This is a genomic window from Stenotrophomonas sp. PS02297 (assembly GCF_029959705.1).
GTDB lineage: Bacteria > Pseudomonadota > Gammaproteobacteria > Xanthomonadales > Xanthomonadaceae > Stenotrophomonas > Stenotrophomonas nitritireducens.
Genome location: NZ_JASCOS010000074.1, coordinates 1 through 17,756 on the forward strand (window position 1 = coordinate 1; position 17,756 = coordinate 17,756).

Consider the following 17,756-nt stretch of genomic DNA (forward strand, 5'->3'; position numbering starts at 1 on the left):
CCCCCTTCGGGGGGGGGCTGGCCCCGCACGAGGCTTTCGCGGCAAGGCGCGGGCGGGGCAAGCCCCGCACCTACGGGTTACAGCTACCGCAGCCGTTTCACCCGCTGCCGGTAGTCGCCCACGTTGTCGCCGTCGATGCGGCGCTGCTGCGTGCCTCTTATCTCGCCGACCTGCGTGTCCGAGCCGGTCACCGGCTTGGCCTCGATGGCGGTATCGCGCTCGAAGGCATGCGATTTGTCGGTATTGCGGTAGTACCGGTACAGCGCCCAGTACAGCGCGGTCGCGCCGGCCGGGCCTGCGGCCAGCAACCATAGTCCACTGTCGTCGCTCATGTCGTCGCCACCAGGAATGCAATTGCCAGAGCCTCGACGACGGTACCGGTGGCCAGGGCGGCCAGCAGCAGCTTCCACTGCTGTACGGGCACGCTGCCCATGGTAGCGCCGGTACGGCCGTTGACCGCGATGTAGTGCAGCATGCCGCCGTTGCTGCCGGGCTGGTGGTAGGAATACAGCCATACCGGCAGGTACATCGACACCCAGCGGGTGCCATGGACATCCAGCTGCTCCTGCTCCCAGCGCACACCGCGGTCGTAGCGGCGCACCGAACGCTCCACCTGCGAACGCGCGATGGACAGCAGCTGGTCCTCCAGCCGCGGGCGCAGTTTCTCGACGTCGAGATTGCGCTTCTCCGAGGTGAAGCCGGACAGGTAGGAGGCGTTCCATTTCAGCGCGTTCTTGGTGTCGAACGGCAGGATGGCGTTGATGATGTTGTTGGTGTTGCTGCGCGTGTCCAGGTTGCCACGCTCCGTGGACGACTCCAGCGGCAGGTCGTCGACGGTGAAATCCACCTGCCGTTCCACCTGGTACACGTCCGCGTCGTAATAGGTCTGCCTGTTCTTCTCGGTGCCGCGGGTGTATTCGCGCGTCTTGATCTCGCCCTTGCCGGCCACCGCCGCGCTGACATTGCTGTCCACGATCATGTACGGCAGGTAGACGCCGACCACGTTCTCGGGCGTGAACTGTTCCTTGAACGCCTTGAGCGCGAACATGCGGCGCTTGTCCACGAACTGGCGGATGCGCGCGACCGCATCTTCCTTCCGGATGTGGAACGGCAGCACCGCATCGGGCACCGCGCCATTGGTGACCTGTTCGTTGACGCCGAACACATGGCGGCACCAGTGGCAGCGCGCAGTCATCGCGCTTTCGGTATTGACCGTGACCTCGGCGCCGCAGCCGCTGCACTTGAAGGTCATCAGCGCGGAGGCAGCGGCGTCGATGTCGCGCGCGCCGGAGGCGATGACCGTGCCCTGCAACTGGTCGATGCCCTCGCCGAGCCCGAATTCCTCCTCCACCCGCGCGCCATCCCATTCATGGCGGCAGTACAGGCACACCAGCATGTCGGTTCCGGCGCGTGGGCGGATATCGGTGGCGCCGCATTTCGGACAGCGGTTGAGGCCGTCCTTCAGCTCGGTGGCCGAGGTGTCGATGGCAACCGGATCGGGCGCCTCGACTTCGTCGCGGATGGCCTTGGGCAGGTTCGCGGTATCCAGCGGGAAAGTGCCGGGCAGCGGCGGGACATCCCGCGGCGAACCCGGCCCGTCCAGCACCGCCGCCGGCAGGGGCGGCGGCGGAGGGACGGACCCGGGCAGCGGCGGCGGACCGTTTCGGGGATCGGACATGTTCGTCGTGCGTCCTGCCGGTTACAGGCCCAGCGCCTTGGCTTTCAGCGCGTCGTAATCGCCCTGGGTGATCAGGCCCAGGTCCAGCATTTCCTTGGCCTTCTTCAGCTTGGCCACCGGGTCGTCCGCGGCCGGAGCGGCCGGCGCCACCGGCTGCTGCAATCCGGCCATGCCGCCCATCATCCCGGAGGCCATGCCGATCCCCATCATGCCGGCCGCTCCGCCGTTCTCGCCGGCGGCCTGCATGCCCGCGGCCACGCTGGCCTGCAGGTTGGAATTGCCGCGCGCGCCGGACAGCGCATCGGCGCGCTGCACCGTCTTCAGCAGCTCACGGGTGTTGGCGTCGTACTCGATGGAGACGATGGCGGTCTTGACGATGGCCAGGCCGCGGTCGGACTGCCACTGATAGGCCTGCTCGACCGCCGCCGACAGGCTCTGCGCGAAGCCGATCGAGTCCTGCTGCAGTTTGGTGATGCGGTTGCCCTTGCCCGGATCGTTCGTATACAGGCTGAAGGCCGGGGCCAGCGAGCCGACCACTTCGTTGAACAGCTGGCTGGCGGCGGCGTTGTCCAGGTCAGTGAAGTCGAACACCTGGCCCGGGCGCAGGTAGCTGGCCGGCACGAAGTTCTTCACGAACAAGATCGGGTCGACGATCTTCAGCGTGTACGAGCCGCGCGTGACCGCGCCGACCTGGGTGTTGAGGAAGCCGTCGTCCCAGTAGATCTCGGACTGGGTGCCGAAGCGGTTGTCCGGCAGCTCCTTCAGCGAGACGAAGAACGCCGCCTGCTGCGCGCCCGGCTGGCCGCCGAACTTGAAGCGCTCCCAGCTCTGCCTGATGAAGGTGCTGACCAGGCCGTCGCCGGCAAAGATCGACTGCGAGTTCGGGTCGTCCGAACGCCACTCGTAGCCGCCCGGCTCGGCCACGAAGCCGGTGATCGCGCCGTCCTGGAACAGCAGCAGGCCATAACCTTCCGGCACCACGATCTTCGAGCCGTTGGTGATGATGTTGGACGAGCCGCCGGTGTTGGAGCCGCGCCCGGCATTGGTGCCGCGCGGCACCGCGGCGAACAGCGCCGCCGTCGCCGGCAGGCCGTCCGGCACCGTGAAGAAGTCCTTCCACTGGTCGGCGAGCACGCCGCCGATCGCACCCTTTGCTGCCTGGACAAGCCCCATCGCACTGCTCCTGATCCATTGCCGGGCACCACGCCCGGCGCATCGGCAAAACTACATGAAAACCGGTGACCGAGACATCACCGCGCACGCAGGCCGGCCTGCCGCGACAGCACCCGCACGGCCACTGCGCTAGGCTCGCACTTCCAGACAGGGAACCGCCATGGGCAAGCTGAAGCGCAAGGAATACGAAAGGCTGCTGGAACCGATGCAGCTGGAACTGGCCGCGATGGCGCGCTGGGTCCAGCATTCGGGCCAGCGCCTGCTGGTGCTGTTCGAGGGCCGCGACACCGCCGGCAAGGGCGGCGCGATCCAGGACGTGGCCCGGCACCTGAACCCCCGCCAGTGCCGCGTCGTCGCCCTGCCCAAGCCGACCGACCGCGAGAGCACGCAGTGGTATTTCCAGCGCCATGTCGCCCACCTGCCCGCCGCCGGCGAGATCGTGCTGATGGACCGCAGCTGGTACAACCGCGCCGGCGTGGAAAAGGTCATGGGCTATTGCACCGATGCCCAGTACCGGGCCTTCCTCGAGCAGGCGCCCGTGTTCGAACGGCTGCTGGTCGACGACGGCATCCTGCTGTTCAAGTACTGGCTGTGCGTGGACCAGGAACAGCAGGAAAAGCGCTTCGCCGAGCGTCGCGACAACCCGCTCAAGGGCTGGAAGCTGTCGCCGGTGGACCTGAAATCGCGCCTGGAGTATGCCGCCTATACCCATGCCCGCGAGGCCATGCTCGAAGCCACCCACAGCCGCCATGCACCGTGGACGCTGGTGGACTTCAACGACCAGAAGCGCGGCCGCCTGACCCTGATCCGCGACCTGCTCGACCGCCTGCCGGAAACGCGCGTGGATGAGGCGCTGATCGACCTGCCGCCCCTGCCGGGAAAGCCCAGGAAAGAGAAATACGGCCAGGTCAAGCCGCTGCCGCCTTATCCGGCCGGCTGAACGAGAAAATGCCCCCCGGCGCCACGGGACCGCCGCACCAGCGCCTTTGTAGAGCGGGGCAACGCCCCGCTGGGGTATTACCGGGAAAGCCCCGCCGCAATCTGACCGTTGTAGAGCGGGGCAACGCCCCGCTAGGGCATCACCGGGCAAACCCCGCCGCGCGCGACAACAGCACCTCTACGCAGGACGCCGGGGGCATCGCCCGCTCAGGCCACCTTGCCGCCGGCCTCGGCGATGGCCTGCTCGATCTTCTGCGCATCGACCGGGCCGAGGAACTGCCGGGCGACCTTGCCATCGGGCGCGATCAGGTAAGTCATCGGCAGGCCGCGCGGCGTAGCGAAATCGGCCGGCGGGTTGTAGGGATCGAGAATCGCGATGGGATACGCCACCGGGTGTTTCTCCAGAAACGCCCCCATCTCGTCCGGCTCGATATCCTCGTAGGCCAGACCGACCACCTCGATATTGCCGCGCATCGCATGCAGCGCCGACAGTTCGGGCATCTCCTGCAGGCACGGGCCGCACCAGGTCGCCCAGAAGTTGACCACCACCCACTTGCCGCGCTGGCCGGCCAGATCGAAATCCTTGCCGTCCACGGTCTTGACCCGCAGCAGCGGCATGTCCGCGGTCTTCTCCACCACGCCCGCCGCAGCCTCGGTCGGCGCGTTCGCCGCCGGCGGTTCGGCAGCAGCTGCGGGCACCTCGGCAGCAGGCTGTTTGCAGCCGGCCAGTGCCAGCGCCAACAGGGCGAAGGGGAGCAGTCGGATGGTCATGGTTCGTCTCCGGTAATGGCATAGATGTCGTCCACGCGGCGCTTGAGCAGCTCACGCAGCGGCACCCGCAGTTCGTCCAGCGCGCGGCAGGCCGCCTGGCCCAGCGCGTCCTCGCGGAACGGCAGGTATTCCTCGGCGATCGGAATGCGCAGCTGCGAGCTTTCGTACAGCTCGCGCAGGGTGATGCGCTCCAGGTCGCGGGCCAGCAGCCATTGCCCGCGCTCGTCGCGGCGCAGCAGGTTGATGGCCTCCATCTGGCACAGCAGCTCCTGCAGCAGCGAATCGGTGAGCATCGGCTCCAGCGCCAGCAGTTCCTCCTCGCCCAGGCCGCGGCCATGCTCGCGCGCCTCGCGGAAGCGTCCGATCAGGCGCAGCAGGCCATACAGTTCGCAGCCCTGCGGCAGGCGCAGCGCGACCGGCTGGTAGCGGAACGCGGCGATGGATGAGGCCAGCGAGGCGCCAAGCAGCACCGACACCCAGCCCAGGTAGATCCACAGCAGCAGGATCGGCACGAAGGCCACCGTGCCGTAGAGCTTCTGGTAGGACTGGAAGCTGCCCAGGTACAGGCTCATGCCCCACTTCACCAGTTCCAGCATCACCACCGCCAGCAGCGCGCCGGGGACGGCATGGCGCCACTTCACGATGTGGTGCGGCACCACCCGGTAGACCAGCATCACGCAGGCGAACTCGATCAGCACCGGCGCCAGGCTCAGCGCCAGGTCGGCCAGCCAGCGGCCTTCCACGGTGCCGAACAGCGGCAGCGCGAACACCTTGGCCGACACCGCCAGCGAAGCGGCAGCCAACATCGCGCCCAGGGTCAGCACGGTCCAGTACACCAGGAAGCGTGTCAGCCGCGGCCGCGCCGACGCCACCCGCCAGATCCGGTTGAAGATCTGCTCGATGCTGTTGAGGGTGATCAGCAGCGAGGCCACCAGCGCGATGAAGCCGGCCGCGGTGAGCTGGCCGACGCTGGCCGAGAACTGCCGCAGGTAGCCTTCGGCGGCGCGCGCGGCCGAGGGCACGAAGTTGGAGAACACGTAGTCGCTGAGCGCCTCGCTCCAGCGGTCGAACATGGGGAACGCCGACAGCACGCCGAACACCACGATCGCCAGCGGCACCAGCGCGAACACGGTGGTATAGGCCAGCGCGCCGGCGGCCTCGAACAGGCGGTCGTCGAGGAAACGATGCCACAGGAAGCGGGCGAAACTGGCCCGGCGCCCGCGGTCACGGACCCGTTCCATCCATAGATTGAGCGAATCCAGGGGTTCCATGCGGCAAGGGTACCCGATGCAAAGCGCGGCCCGCATCGCCGATACTGCCGCTCCCTGCGTGATGAGTGGATGGTGCGATGGCGGAAATCCTGGTGCTGTATTACAGCCGTGGCGGCTCGGTGGCGCGGCTGGCCCGGCAGATCGCCCGCGGCATCGGCGAGGTACCCGGCATGAGCGCGCGCCTGCGCACGGTGCCGCCGGTGGCCGCGGTCACCCAGACCAGCGCCCCGCCGGTCCCGGAAGACGGCGCTCCCTATGTCGAGATCGCCGACCTGGCCGAATGCGACGGCATCCTGCTCGGCAGCCCGACCCGCTTCGGCAACATGGCCGCGCCGGTCAAGCATTTCCTCGACGGCCTCGGCGCCGAGTGGGTCAACGGCACCCTGTCCGGCAAGCCGGCCGGCGTATTCACCTCGACCGCGTCGATGCACGGCGGCCAGGAATCGACCCTGCTGTCGATGCAGTTGCCGCTGCTGCACCATGGCTGCCTGATCGTCGGCATTCCCTTCACCGAACCGGCTTTGAGCCACACCACCGGCGGCGGCACGCCCTACGGCGCCAGCCATGTGGCCGGCGCGCAGGACGACCCGCAGCCCAGCGACGACGAGGCCCACCTGGCGCGCGTGCTGGGCCGCCGCGTGGCCGACATCGCCCGGAGGCTGGCGCGATGAACGCAACGACGACGCGGCGCCCGACCCTGCTGCTGGCGCTGATCGCGCTAGCCGCCCTCTACACCTGGTGGTTCCTCGACGACAAGCACTGGCTGGCCACCCAGCTGGTATTCACCGGGCCGCCGCTGCTGCTGGCGGTCGCCCTGCGCCTGGGCTGGCGGCTGGCGCCGTTCTGGTCCGGCGTGTGCGCGCTGGGCTGGTTCAGCCATGGCGTGATGAGCGCCTGGAGCCACCCGGAAACGGCGCGGCTGGCCTGGGTGGAAATCCTGCTGTCGCTGCTGGTGATCGGCCTGGCCAGCCTGCCGGGCCTGCGCGCGCGGTTCGGCAAGAAGCAGCCGTAGGTGCGCAAGGATTCCCTACGGAATCCCATGCGGGGCGAGCCCCGCACCTACGGCGCCGGCGGCGCGGCTTATCATTCGCACCATTACCGTTTGGATTCACCGCAATGATGGAAGACCTCCTGATCGTCACCACCGGCGGCACGATCGACAAGATCTATTTCGACGACAAGTCCGACTACCAGATCGGCGACCCGCAGATCGGCATGATCCTGCGCGAGCTGGGCGTGACCTTCCGCTTCAACGTGATCCCGATCCTTCGCAAGGATTCGCTGCACATCACCGACGAGGACCGCGAACTGATCCGCGCGACCATCGCCGCGCAGCCCACGCGCCACGTGCTGGTCACCCACGGCACCGATTCGATGGTCGCCACCGGCAAGGTGCTCAAGACCATCCCCGGCAAGACCATCGTGATGACCGGCGCGCTCAGCCCGGCGCGTTTCCGCGGCTCGGACGCCGAGTTCAACATCGGCTGCGCGATCGGCGCGGTGCAGTCGCTGCCCGAGGGCGTCTACATCGCCATGAACGGGCGTGTGTGGAATCCGGACAAGGTGCGCAAGAACGTCGAGGCCAACCGCTTCGAGTCGCTCTGAATGGCCAAGGGCACCCGCGCCACCGCCGCGCTGGACAAGGCCGGGATCGCCCACGGCCTGCACGCCTACGACTATTCGGCCGAGGTCGACAGCAAGGGCCTGGCCGCGGCGCAGGCGCTGGGCATCGACCCGGCGTGGATGTTCAAGACACTGATGGCGTGGGTGGACAAGCAGCCTGTGATCGCGGTGATCCCGTCCAACCAGCGGCTGTCGCTGAAGAAGCTTGCCGCCGCCTGCGCCGGCAAGCATGCGCAGATGATGGAGATCGCCGAGGCCGAACGCCGCAGCGGCTACAAGGTTGGCGGCATCAGCCCGTTCGCGCAGCAGCGCCCGGCCGCGGTGCTGTTCGCCGGCGCGGCGCAGGAACACGGGCGCATCTGGATCAACGCCGGCCAGCGCGGCCTGCTGCTGGACATCGCCCCGGCCGATGCATTGCGCTTCCTGCAGGCGCGTTGTGCGGATGTGTGCGAGTAGGCCGGAGCGACCCTCCGCTTCCCTGCAGGAAAGCCGCGATCCAAAAGCAGAAGCCCCGCATCATGCGGGGCTTCCTGTACGGATAATGGCGCGGACTCAGCCGTCCAGACGCACCAGCCAACCGTGGCGGTCCGGCAGGCGGCCGTACTGGATGTCGGTCAGTTCCTTGCGCAGCGACATGGTCACCTCGCCGGCCGGCGCGGACAGATCGCCCACCTCGAAGCCTTCGCCCTTGAGCTGGCCGATCGGGGTGATGACCGCCGCGGTGCCGCAGGCGAACACCTCGGTGATCTGGCCCGAGGCCACGCCCTGCTTCCACTCGTCGATGGTGACCTTGCGCTCTTCCACGGTCATGCCGCGGTCGCGCGCCAGCTGCAGGATGGATTCGCGGGTGATGCCTTCCAGGATCGAGCCCGACAGCGCCGGGGTGACCAGCTTGTTTTCCTTGCCGTAGACCAGGAACACGTTCATGCCGCCCAGTTCCTCCAGGTACTTGCCCTCGACCGGGTCGAGGAACAGCACCTGCGAGCAGCCCTGCGCCTGCGCCTGCTGCTGCGGCAGCAGCGAAGCGGCATAGTTGCCGCCGCACTTGGCCGCACCGGTGCCACCCTTGGCCGCGCGCGCGTAATCGGTAGACAGCCAGATCGCCACCGGCGCCACGCCCTTGGCGAAGTACGGGCCGGCCGGGCTGGCGATCACGTAGTAGCTGGCCTTGTGCGCGCCGCGCACGCCGAGGAAGGCCTCGTCGCCGATCATGAACGGACGGAAATACAGGCTGGCCTCGTCGGCATCGGACACCCAGTCCTTGTCCACGGCGATCATCTGCTTCAGCGACTCGACGAAGATCTCCACCGGCAGCTGCGGCAGCGCCAGGCGCGCGGCCGATCGCTGCAGGCGGCGGCCGTTGGCGTCCGGGCGGAAGGTCCACACCGAACCATCGGCATGGCGGTAGGCCTTGATGCCCTCGAAGATCTCCTGGCCGTAGTGCAGCACGGCAGCGGCCGGATCCAGCGCGATCGGGCCGTACGGCATCACCGCCGCGTCATGCCAGCCGGTGTCCTTGTCCCAGCGCACGGCCACCATGTGGTCGGTGAAGTGCAGGCCGAACCCCGGCTTCTCCAGGATCTTGGCGCGCTCGTCGGCGCTGCGCGGGTGGTCCGAACGGGTGACGTGGAAGCTCAGAGACTGGGACACCGGATGTTTCCTTCCAGATTGCGGATGTTGAAGCCGGCCCGCATGCGGTCCGGCGCGTTGGACACCTTACAGCATGCCCGTTTCGAGCCGTGCGGCCTCGGACATCATGTGCTTGCCCCACGGCGGGTCGAACACCAGTTCGACGTCGGCTTCGGCCACGGTCGGAATCATTTCCAGCTTGCTGCGCACGTCGTCGACCAGGATTTCGCCCATGCCGCAGCCGGGCGCGGTCAGGGTCATCTTGACGTCGACCTCGCGCTTGCCGTCATCCAGGTGCTTGATGTCGACGTCGTAGATGAGCCCGAGATCGACGATGTTGAACGGGATCTCCGGGTCGAAGCAGGTGCGCAGTTGCTCCCAGACCAGCTTTTCCACATCGTCGTCGCCGGCGCCCTCGGGCAGTTCCAGCCCCGGCGGCGGCTCCTTGCCGATGGCGTCGCCGTCCTTGCCGGCGATGCGGAACAGGTTGCCTTCGACGAACACGGTATAGCTGCCACCCAGTGCCTGGGTGATATAGCCGTAGCTGCCGGCCGGCAGGGTCACGCTGTCGCCCTGCGGCACCATCACGGCCGGGCAATCGCGTTCGAAATGGACGGGTTCGCTGCTGCGGGAATACATGTGGATCGATATGGGGACGCGGACGCTACCCGCAAGAAGGCCATTTTAGCCGACTGGGCGGGCCGGCCGCTGAAGGGCTATGCTGCGTGACCTTTCCGGGAATCCCCATGTCTCCTGCCCCACCGCCGGCCAGCCGCACCCAGCACTGGCTCTGGCCCCTGCTGTTGCTGCTGGGAAGCGTCACCCTGGCCATCGCCTGGCTGATGGTCGCCCTGGCCACCGGCTCGCAGGCCGGCTGGATGGCGATCGCCGCCGCCGCGGAAGCGGCATGGATGCTGCGCCTGGGCACTCTGCCCGGCGGCAGGCCCAGGATCGCCGTGGCGATGCTGGCGACGCTGCTGATCGCGCTGGCCGCCAACTGGGGCATCGCAGCCGCTTATATCGGCGGCCCGATGGGCCTGGCGCCATGGGAATCGGCGCTGCGGCTGGGCCCGCACCTGGCCTGGACCCTGATCGGTCTGGCCAATGGCACCGCCGAAATCCTCTGGCTGCTGGCCGGGCTCGTGGCCGCGTGGTGGCTGGCGCGCTGAACCGGCTCAGCGCGAAGAGGGCAAGGAACGCTTCCGCACATCCCTTCCCCCTGTTGGACCGGCCGTCGCCGCGACGCCGGTTCAGTGCCCGCCGTCCAGCGCCTTCAACTCGCTGACCAGCGCGCCCGCCGCCTCGGCGCCATCGCCGTACAGCATGCGCGTGTTGTCGGCGTAGAACAGCGCGTTCTCGATGCCGGCGAAGCCGGTGCCCTTGCCGCGCTTGATCACGATGGTGTTTTTCGAATTCACCACGTCCAGGATCGGCATGCCGTAGATCGGACTTGACGGGTCGGTCTTGGCCACCGGGTTGACCACGTCGTTGGCGCCGATCACCAGCGACACATCGGTGGTGGCGAACTCGGGGTTGATGTCGTCCATGTCGGCGATCAGGTCGTAAGGCACGCCCGCCTCGGCCAGCAGTACGTTCATGTGCCCGGGCATGCGCCCGGCCACCGGGTGGATGGCGAACTTCACCTTCACCCCGCGTTCGATCAGGCGCTGCGCCAGCTCCCAGATCTTGTGCTGGGCCTGCGCCACCGCCATGCCATAGCCGGGCACGATCACCACCCGCTCGGCGAAGGCCATCATCGCCGCCACGTCGGCGGCCTCGATGGGCTTCTGGCTGCCACTGATTTCCGCCGCGCCCTGCCCGCCGCCACCGAAGTTGGAGAACAGCACGCCGCTGATCGGCCGGTTCATCGCCTTGGCCATCAGCCGGGTCAGCAGGATGCCGGCCGCGCCGACCATCATGCCGGCGATGATCAAGGCCTCGTTGCCGAGCACGTAGCCCTCGAAGGCCACCGCCAGGCCGGTGAAGGCGTTGTACAGCGAGATCACCACCGGCATGTCGGCACCGCCGATGGGCAGGGTCATCAGCACGCCCAGCGCCAGCGCCGCCACGAAGAAAGCGATGATCGCCACCGGCTGCAGGCTGAGCGCCGCCCATGCGCCCAGCGCCACCATCGCCACGGCGACCAGCAGGTTGAACGCCTGCTGCCCGGGGAAGGTGACGCGCTTGTCCAGGCGGCCGTCGAGCTTGGCCCAGGCGATGATCGAACCGGACAGCGATACCGCGCCGATGGCCGAGCCGATGATCGCCAGCGCCAGCACGGTGGCCGAGGGCTGCCGCGCGGCGAGCGCGGCGATGGCCTCCGCGCTCCAGTGGCTGGTGTCGCGGCCGGCCACATCGGCGAAGCGCAGCAGCTCCACCGCGCCGATGGCCGCGGCCGAACCGCCGCCCATGCCGTTGTACAGCGCCACCATCTGCGGCATGTCGGTGATGGCGACCTTCTTGGCCGACACCCACGCCAGGCCGGTGCCCAGCACCAGCGCCACAAGGATCAGCGCGAGGTTGTGCAGGCCCGGCAGGAAGAACGTGGCCACGGTGGCGAGCAGCATGCCCACGCCCGCCCAGTGGATGCCGCTGCGCGCGGTCCTGGGCGAGGCCATGCGCTGCAGGCCCAGCAGGAACAGCGTGGCGGCCACCAGGTAGCTCGCACTCACCAGCATCGTCATGCTCATGCTTCGGCCTCCGCAGCCGTCCTGTACCGCGCGCTTGCGCGCCTGTCGAGGCGATGGTGCTCGCGCATCTCGATCGCCGTCTTCAACAACCCGATCATGCCCAGCCCGAAGGCCACCAGCCCCAATGACATCTGGGACAACGTGGCCGAGTCGGCCAGCGCCGCGCCCAGCAGGCCCAGCACGATCGGCAGCAACGCCTGCACGCTCAACAGCCAGAGCATCCAGCGGCCCTTGCGCGGGTCTTCCCAGACCTTCCTGGACATCCTGTTCTGGGTCCTGGCCGGGTCCTGCAGCGAGGACATGCCCACGCCGACGCCCGCATACAGCAGCGCGCTGTTGTAGGCGTCGAGCATGCCGTCCATGCCATTGAACAGCGGCCGTGCGGCGTAGCCAAAGGCCACCAGCAGCGCCGGATACTGCAGGTAGCTGAGCCACTGGAACACCTGCCGCACCTCGACGCGGGGCGCATGCGACGATGCCGCCCCCGTCATTTGCCCTTCCCTTCCGGCTTCTTCGAGCTCTTGAACATTTCCAGCATGCGCTCGGTGACGACGTAGCCGCCGGCGGCGTTGCCCGCGCCCAGGGCGACGGCGATGAAGCCGATGGCCTTCTCCAGCGTGGTGTCGGCATGGCCGAGCACCACCATCGCGCCGATCAGGACGATGCCGTGGATGAAGTTGGAACCGGACATCAACGGCGTGTGCAGGATCACCGGCACCCGCGAGATGATCACGTGGCCGGCGATCGCCGCCAGCATGAAGATGTACAACGCCACGAACCCGTCGCTCATTGCTGCCCTCTCCGAGGCCGGAACTGCCTGTCGCGCATCATAACCATGCGATGAACGCCGGCGCGACCGTTGCCATGTCAACCCATCCGCCCGTCGGGCGTTATCCCTTCCAGGACCGACCGGAACGCTACCCTGTGCTGGTGACCAGCCCACCCCTGACGCCCGCTGCCGCCCCCGCCTCGCTGGAAGCCTTCCTGGCCGGCGTCGGGCCGCGCGCGTTCCGCTTCGCCGAGGCCGGCCTGCGCCAGCGCGACGACGCCCTGGACGCGGTGCAGGACGCGATGGAACGCATGCTCGGCTATCGCGACCAGCCGGCCACGGAGTGGACACCGCTGTTCTGGAGCATCCTGCGCCGGCGCATTATCGACCTGCAGCGCCGGCGCGGTTTCCGGCTGAAATTCTGGGCGCCGGCACAGGACGAGGACGGCCCCATCGACTGGGCCGACGACAGCCCCGGCCCGGCCCAGCAGCACGAGCAGCGCGAGGACTATGCGCGGCTGGTGCAGGCGCTGCGGCAGCTGCCGGCGCGCCAGCGCGAGGCGTTCAGCCTGCGCGTGCTGCAGGAACTGGACGTGGCGACCACGGCGCGGATCATGGGCTGCTCGGAAGGTTCGGTGAAAACCCATCTGTCGCGCGCGCGCGACGCATTGCAGAAACAACTGGAGGCCACGCGGTGAACCGCTTGCCCACATCCCGGCACGACGATTTCGAGCGCTCGCTGCGGCAGCTGCAACAGCATGCCGAAGGCGCGGTTTCCCCGGCCACGCTGGCGCGCCTGCGCCAGGCGCGGCAACAGGCCACGGCCGGCGCGGATGCCTCGCCATGGCGCCGCCGCGGCTGGTGGCTGGCCACCGCCTGTTCGGCGGTACTGGCCGTCACCGTGGCGGTGCAGTTCAACCGCACGCCACCGACGCTGTCCCCCAGCGTGGCGGCAGATGCCGGCGACGACCCGTCCGATGACACGCTGTTGTTCGACGAAAGCCCCGAGCTGTACCTGTGGCTGGGTTCGGACGCCCTGGCGATGGAGTGAGAACCATGAATACCCGACTTTCCCTGCTGCCGCTGGCGCTGCTGCTGGCCTGCGCCGCTCCGGCATTCGCCCAGCAGCAGCCCCTTCCCGAATGGGACCAGCTGACCCCGGCTCAGCGCGAAACCCTTATCGCGCCGATGCGCGACCGCTGGAACGCTTCGCCCGAGCAGCGCCAGCGCATGTACGACCATGCCCGCGGCTGGCAGCAGATGACGCCGGAACAGCACATGCAGGCGCGACGCGGCATGCACCGGTTCGAGAACATGTCGCCGCAGCAGCAACGCGAAGCCCGCGCCCTGTTCGAGAAGATGCGCGACATGGACAAGGCCCAGCGCGAACAGCTGCGCGAGCAGTGGCGGAAGATGACACCCGAGCAGCGCCGGCAGTGGACGGAGGCAAATCCGCCGCCGCCCCGCCCGCAGCGCTGAGACGACGCCTGCGCCGCCTGCTGGCGCGTAACCAGGCATTGGCGGCAATGCCCCTTCGATGACCGGCCGTTACCGGCCGCGAAGACTCAACCGCCCGCGCCCGGCAGCTTTGCCCCTATCACGGCCGCCCACGCATCGCGGTCGTGCACGACGAAGTGGTATTGGCCACCATCGGCCGTGGATACTGCCAGCGAGGTCGGGAACAGCGGGATCATGCCGAGGAACTTCGTCCAGCACGGGTGCGTGCCGCGCACCTGCGACAAAGGGATGTCGGTCACTCCCGTCTGCACATTGAACGCATGCGAGTGGAACGACAGCCGCCGGTCGGTCAGGTACAACCTGCCCCCCACCGCCTCGATGCCACGCTGCAGGTTGGCCGCACCCTCGCGCAACAGCGTTTCACCCGGTTGCATTTCAATCGCCATGCCGGCCTCCCGTTCGCGATCATTCCTGCTCATTCACTCGCCCGGGGCGGCAGCCGCTTCACCCCGGACACCGATTCGGCATATAGCAGGACGCGGTTGTCCAGACAACATTGCGGCGCCGCCTCGGGCCGCCACTCGAACACGCCCGAAACCGTAGCCGCCGCCCGCCGCGCCCGCAACACATCACGCGTGCCGAACAGCTCTTCCAGAATCACGGAGGGGCCTGCCAGCGTAATGATCCGCACATGCGAATCATCACAGTCATACAGATAGGCACCATGGTGCATGGCCGTCGCGGCACAGGCCGGCACCCGCACATGCCTGCCCGCATATTTTTCCGGGTTTTCGGCCAAGTGCCGGTACGCAACCCGTAGCGGCTCGTCGGCGAAGGCTGGCCCACTGCCCAAGCCGCTTGCCGCCAACCACGCGACGACGACCCCAGCATGCAACTTCATACCGGCGGGATTTCTCCGGCGGCCGGGCGCTCCGGCCACACCGTCTTCGCCAGCAGTTCGTCGTTCCAGTCGAAGGCGAGCGTGCCGTCCTTGAGGAACAGCGAGACGAAGTTGAGCACGTTGCGCGCGTACATCTCGCTGGCATGGATGGCGCCCATGCTGGCCAGGTCGAGCGGGCCGGCCACGGTCACGCCATTCACGTCGATGGTCTCGCCGGGCCGCGTCGCCTCGCAGTTGCCGCCGGTCTCGGCGGCGAGGTCGACGACCACGCTGCCCGGGCGCATGCCGGCGACCATCGCCGCGGTGACGATCTTCGGCGCCGGGCGGCCGGGCACGGCGGCGGTGCAGATCACCACGTCCACGCCCTTCAGGTGCTCGGCCAGGCGCCGCTGCTGCTCGGCGCGTTCGGCGTCGGTGAGCTGGCGCGCATAGCCGCCCTCGCCGGCGGCGCTGACGCCCAGGTCCAGGAACTTGCCGCCCAGCGACTCGATCTGCTCGCGGGTTTCCGGGCGCACGTCGAAACCTTCCACCTGCGCGCCCAGGCGCTTGGCGGTGGCGACGGCCTGCAGGCCGGCCACGCCGGCGCCGACCACCAGTACTTTCGACGGGCGGATGGTACCGGCGGCCGTGGTCAGCATCGGGAAGAAGCGCGGGGTCAGCTGCGCGGCGATCAAGGTGGCCTTGTAGCCGGCCATGCCGGCCTGCGAACTGAGCACGTCCATGGCCTGCGCGCGGGTGGTGCGCGGCAGCCGCTCCAGCGGGAAGGTCACCAGCTGCCGCGCCTGCAGGGCCGCGGTACGCGCGGCGTCGGCCTGCGGATGCAAGGTGCCGACCAGCACGGCGCCGGGTTTGAGCTGGCCGATCAGCGACGGCGGCGGCGCCTGCACGCACAGCACCAGGTCGGCGCCGTCCACGGCATCGTCGATCTGCGCGCCGACGTCGCGGTAGGCCTGGTCGGTGAACCCGGCGGCAAGGCCGGCACCGGCCTGCACCTGCACCTTCGCCCCGGCCGCCAGCAGCTTCTTCACCGTCTCCGGCGTGGCCGAAACGCGCCGTTCGCCCGCCGCGGCTTCCTTCAACACCCGTACCTCAACGGCCATGCCCGTCCCCGATGCGCAGTGGAATACGCACCGGATCGTAGCAAAGCGGGTCGGGTTTCAGTGCACCGTGGGCGTCTGCGGATCGAGCCGGTCGATCACGCCCTGCATGGCGCTGTCGAACGCACCGTCGTCCATGTGCGGGCGCAGGCGGCCGAGCCGCTCCATCACCACCAGCTCCTCCGGCGAGGCCACGCAGAAGCGGATGCCGCGGCGGTTGACGAACAGCAGGCGCGAGGAGATCGGGCTCACCCAGGACAGCTTGCCGGCCTGCACCTTGCCGTCCTTGTCGATGAAGTCCAGCCAGGTGCCGATGTCCATGGCGCGGAAGCGGGCCGCATCGACATGGTCGACGCTTTCCGCGCGGGCGTCGCTGCCCAGGTCCAGCGCCGCCGATTCCTGGGCGGGCGGCGTGGGCAGGCTGACCTGCGGCAGTTCGGGCAGCGCGCGTTCCAGTTCAGGGCGCGCCTCGGCGATGGCCTGCAGCGTGTCGTGCAGCGCATCGACCGCGCCGACGCTGCCTTCGCCATGCAGGCCGACGCTGGCGAACACCTTGCGCAGGCCCGGCTGGATGGACTGCAGCCATGGCTTGCCGACCACATGCCGGCGCGCCTCGGCCACTTCCTCCAGCAGCACGTCGGCCAGCGCCAGCGTTTCGCCGACGGACTCGCCCTCGTCGCCTTCGCGCAGCAGGCTCATGGTCAGGTGATGGTTCCAGGGCTGGCGCAGGAAACCTTCGATCGCCGCCGGCAGCGGCGCGCCCTGCAGCCGGCGCTCCAGTTCGGCCTGGGCGCGCAGGCGCGCCATTTCCAGCTTCTCCTGGCCGCGCTGGGTCTCGGTGGCGCGGCGTTCGGCGATCTCGATGCGGCGCCGATGCTGGGCGAGGAAGTCGCGGAATTCTTCTTCCAGGGTCAGGAAGATCGCCAGGTTCTCGTTGAACTCGGCGATCAGCCGGTCGATGATTTCCTCGACCTTGCCCATCAGCGCGCGCTCGGCCTGGCTTTCGCCGGCGTTGCCTTCGCAGGCCTCGGCCAGCGAGTTGAGCAGGCGCCGCGCCGGATGGGTCTTCTGCACGAACATGCGCCGGTCCAGCAGCGCGACCTTGACGAAGGGCACCACCAGCCGGCCGATCAGTTCGCGCGAGCGGCCTTCCAGTTCGCGCTCGTCCAGCATCACGTCGAACAGCATGCCGACCAGGTCGATGGCGTCCTCGTCCTGCGGGTCCAGCCGCGCCTGTCCCGGGTCGACACCGAGGCGGGTAGCGCCGGAAATCACTTCGTTCTTGAGCCGCTGCGCCAGCGACTCGCTCTGGTCGCCCACCGCCGCGCGCAGGGTCGCCGTCGGCGTGGCCTGGAGCAGCGAGAGCACCGACATCATTTCGTGCTGGCTCAGCGGCCGCTGCTGGCCGACCGCCACCTGCGCGGCGGCGGTGGCGTCCTCGCGCACATGACGGGTCTGCGCCAGCAGTTCGTGCAGCGCCTCCAGGATCATGTTCTGGCCGCCCGGCGACGGCTCGCCTTCATAGCCGCCGTGGCCAGCGTGGCTGCCGGCCTGCAGTTCGCTGCGGTGCCGGGCCCAGCGCTCGGTGAAACGGCGCGCCCAGGCCGGGGCATGCTGCGGATCGGAGAAGTCCTCCTCCTCGCCATGCGCCAGGCCGACCTCGGCTGCGGCCGTCCGCGCGGGACGCGGCGCCGCCGCCCGCCGCGGCGGCGGCGGCGGCGAGCTGCCCCGCCTCCCCCCCCCCTGCGCCCCGCCCG

General features: G+C 68.7%; 23 protein-coding genes. 9 read left to right on the plus strand and 14 right to left on the minus strand.

The genetic code is table 11. From position 1 onward, the window contains the following. Positions 1-83 precede the first annotated feature (83 nt). The 3 genes from QMX80_RS13250 to QMX80_RS13260 are packed head-to-tail and all read right to left on the minus strand — an operon-like array spanning position 84 to position 2,851. The gene (locus QMX80_RS13250) at positions 84-332 is read right to left on the minus strand and encodes a hypothetical protein (protein ID WP_273084481.1); all 249 of its coding nucleotides are present in this window, start codon (positions 330-332) and stop codon (positions 84-86) included. Next, a complete protein-coding gene (locus QMX80_RS13255; protein ID WP_282277531.1) occupies positions 329-1,678 on the minus strand; it encodes a TFIIB-type zinc ribbon-containing protein in 1,350 nt (449 codons plus the stop codon). Before QMX80_RS13255 ends, QMX80_RS13250 begins: the two co-directional genes overlap by 4 nt. A gap of 21 nt (positions 1,679-1,699) precedes the next feature. After that, positions 1,700-2,851 (minus strand): SPFH domain-containing protein, encoded by a 1,152-nt coding sequence (locus tag QMX80_RS13260; protein WP_282277533.1) that lies wholly within the window; start codon positions 2,849-2,851, stop codon positions 1,700-1,702. A 160-nt stretch (positions 2,852-3,011) separates the two neighbouring features. Between QMX80_RS13260 and ppk2 the strand changes: the two genes are divergently transcribed. Further along, positions 3,012-3,791: a polyphosphate kinase 2 gene (gene ppk2 / locus QMX80_RS13265; protein WP_055772010.1), complete on the plus strand. Its 780-nt coding sequence runs from the start codon at positions 3,012-3,014 to the stop codon at positions 3,789-3,791. A 206-nt stretch (positions 3,792-3,997) separates the two neighbouring features. On the opposite strand, the gene QMX80_RS13270 is transcribed toward ppk2, so the two are convergent. Both QMX80_RS13270 and QMX80_RS13275 read right to left on the minus strand, forming a co-directional pair. Beyond that, positions 3,998-4,561, minus strand: a complete 564-nt coding sequence (locus QMX80_RS13270; protein WP_282277534.1) for a TlpA disulfide reductase family protein — start codon at positions 4,559-4,561, stop codon at positions 3,998-4,000. Continuing rightward, complete coding sequence (locus tag QMX80_RS13275; protein ID WP_273084496.1) at positions 4,558-5,832, minus strand: YihY family inner membrane protein; 1,275 nt, start codon at positions 5,830-5,832, stop codon at positions 4,558-4,560. The genes QMX80_RS13270 and QMX80_RS13275 overlap by 4 nt, the downstream gene beginning before the upstream one ends. Before the next feature lie 77 nt (positions 5,833-5,909). Between QMX80_RS13275 and wrbA the strand changes: the two genes are divergently transcribed. From wrbA to QMX80_RS13295, 4 genes are all read left to right on the plus strand, one after another. Continuing rightward, positions 5,910-6,503, plus strand: a complete 594-nt coding sequence (gene wrbA / locus QMX80_RS13280) for an NAD(P)H:quinone oxidoreductase (RefSeq protein WP_055772018.1) — start codon at positions 5,910-5,912, stop codon at positions 6,501-6,503. Beyond that, positions 6,500-6,844, plus strand: coding sequence for a DUF2069 domain-containing protein (locus QMX80_RS13285; protein WP_282277536.1), 345 nt, complete (start codon positions 6,500-6,502; stop codon positions 6,842-6,844). The genes wrbA and QMX80_RS13285 overlap by 4 nt, the downstream gene beginning before the upstream one ends. Before the next feature lie 107 nt (positions 6,845-6,951). Continuing rightward, the gene (locus tag QMX80_RS13290) at positions 6,952-7,437 is read left to right on the plus strand and encodes an asparaginase domain-containing protein (RefSeq protein ID WP_055772617.1); all 486 of its coding nucleotides are present in this window, start codon (positions 6,952-6,954) and stop codon (positions 7,435-7,437) included. Next, complete coding sequence (locus QMX80_RS13295; RefSeq protein ID WP_273084503.1) at positions 7,438-7,911, plus strand: aminoacyl-tRNA deacylase; 474 nt, start codon at positions 7,438-7,440, stop codon at positions 7,909-7,911. It abuts the gene before it with no gap. A gap of 96 nt (positions 7,912-8,007) precedes the next feature. On the opposite strand, the gene QMX80_RS13300 is transcribed toward QMX80_RS13295, so the two are convergent. Then, on the minus strand, positions 8,008-9,105 hold the full coding sequence (locus QMX80_RS13300; RefSeq protein ID WP_273084505.1) for a branched-chain amino acid aminotransferase: 1,098 nt from the start codon (positions 9,103-9,105) through the stop codon (positions 8,008-8,010). Between the two features lie 66 nt (positions 9,106-9,171). Further along, the gene (gene sufT / locus QMX80_RS13305) at positions 9,172-9,723 is read right to left on the minus strand and encodes a putative Fe-S cluster assembly protein SufT (RefSeq protein WP_055772025.1); all 552 of its coding nucleotides are present in this window, start codon (positions 9,721-9,723) and stop codon (positions 9,172-9,174) included. Between the two features lie 107 nt (positions 9,724-9,830). Between sufT and QMX80_RS13310 the strand changes: the two genes are divergently transcribed. Next, the gene (locus tag QMX80_RS13310) at positions 9,831-10,253 is read left to right on the plus strand and encodes a hypothetical protein (RefSeq protein ID WP_282277538.1); all 423 of its coding nucleotides are present in this window, start codon (positions 9,831-9,833) and stop codon (positions 10,251-10,253) included. A gap of 81 nt (positions 10,254-10,334) precedes the next feature. Here the strand turns inward: QMX80_RS13310 and QMX80_RS13315 are convergent, their stop codons facing one another. From QMX80_RS13315 to QMX80_RS13325, 3 genes are read right to left on the minus strand one after another with little or no spacing between them, the layout of a single operon-like run. Then, positions 10,335-11,774: an NAD(P)(+) transhydrogenase (Re/Si-specific) subunit beta gene (locus tag QMX80_RS13315; protein WP_282277540.1), complete on the minus strand. Its 1,440-nt coding sequence runs from the start codon at positions 11,772-11,774 to the stop codon at positions 10,335-10,337. After that, positions 11,771-12,265 (minus strand): hypothetical protein, encoded by a 495-nt coding sequence (locus QMX80_RS13320; protein ID WP_282277541.1) that lies wholly within the window; start codon positions 12,263-12,265, stop codon positions 11,771-11,773. The genes QMX80_RS13315 and QMX80_RS13320 overlap by 4 nt, the downstream gene beginning before the upstream one ends. Beyond that, a complete protein-coding gene (locus QMX80_RS13325) occupies positions 12,262-12,564 on the minus strand; it encodes an NAD(P) transhydrogenase subunit alpha (RefSeq protein ID WP_055772039.1) in 303 nt (100 codons plus the stop codon). The genes QMX80_RS13320 and QMX80_RS13325 overlap by 4 nt, the downstream gene beginning before the upstream one ends. A 140-nt stretch (positions 12,565-12,704) precedes the next feature. On the opposite strand from QMX80_RS13325, the gene QMX80_RS13330 reads away from it, so the two are divergent. From QMX80_RS13330 to QMX80_RS13340, 3 genes are read left to right on the plus strand one after another with little or no spacing between them, the layout of a single operon-like run. Then, complete coding sequence (locus QMX80_RS13330) at positions 12,705-13,241, plus strand: RNA polymerase sigma factor (RefSeq protein ID WP_273084513.1); 537 nt, start codon at positions 12,705-12,707, stop codon at positions 13,239-13,241. Further along, positions 13,238-13,594, plus strand: a complete 357-nt coding sequence (locus QMX80_RS13335; RefSeq protein ID WP_282277542.1) for a hypothetical protein — start codon at positions 13,238-13,240, stop codon at positions 13,592-13,594. Before QMX80_RS13330 ends, QMX80_RS13335 begins: the two co-directional genes overlap by 4 nt. Positions 13,595-13,599: 5 nt before the next feature. Further along, positions 13,600-14,022, plus strand: a complete 423-nt coding sequence (locus tag QMX80_RS13340) for a DUF3106 domain-containing protein (RefSeq protein ID WP_282277543.1) — start codon at positions 13,600-13,602, stop codon at positions 14,020-14,022. A gap of 86 nt (positions 14,023-14,108) precedes the next feature. Here QMX80_RS13340 and QMX80_RS13345 read toward each other — a convergent pair whose 3' ends face one another. The 4 genes from QMX80_RS13345 to QMX80_RS13360 all read right to left on the minus strand — a co-directional run. Continuing rightward, complete coding sequence (locus tag QMX80_RS13345; protein WP_282277547.1) at positions 14,109-14,435, minus strand: GRAM domain-containing protein; 327 nt, start codon at positions 14,433-14,435, stop codon at positions 14,109-14,111. Positions 14,436-14,476: 41 nt separating this feature from the next. Next, positions 14,477-14,902, minus strand: coding sequence for a hypothetical protein (locus QMX80_RS13350; protein ID WP_282277544.1), 426 nt, complete (start codon positions 14,900-14,902; stop codon positions 14,477-14,479). Continuing rightward, on the minus strand, positions 14,899-16,002 hold the full coding sequence (locus QMX80_RS13355) for an NAD(P) transhydrogenase subunit alpha (protein WP_282277545.1): 1,104 nt from the start codon (positions 16,000-16,002) through the stop codon (positions 14,899-14,901). The genes QMX80_RS13350 and QMX80_RS13355 overlap by 4 nt, the downstream gene beginning before the upstream one ends. A 57-nt stretch (positions 16,003-16,059) precedes the next feature. Further along, positions 16,060-17,756 (minus strand): DUF1631 family protein (locus QMX80_RS13360; protein WP_282277546.1); only part of this gene is annotated, 1,697 nt, incomplete at its 5' end.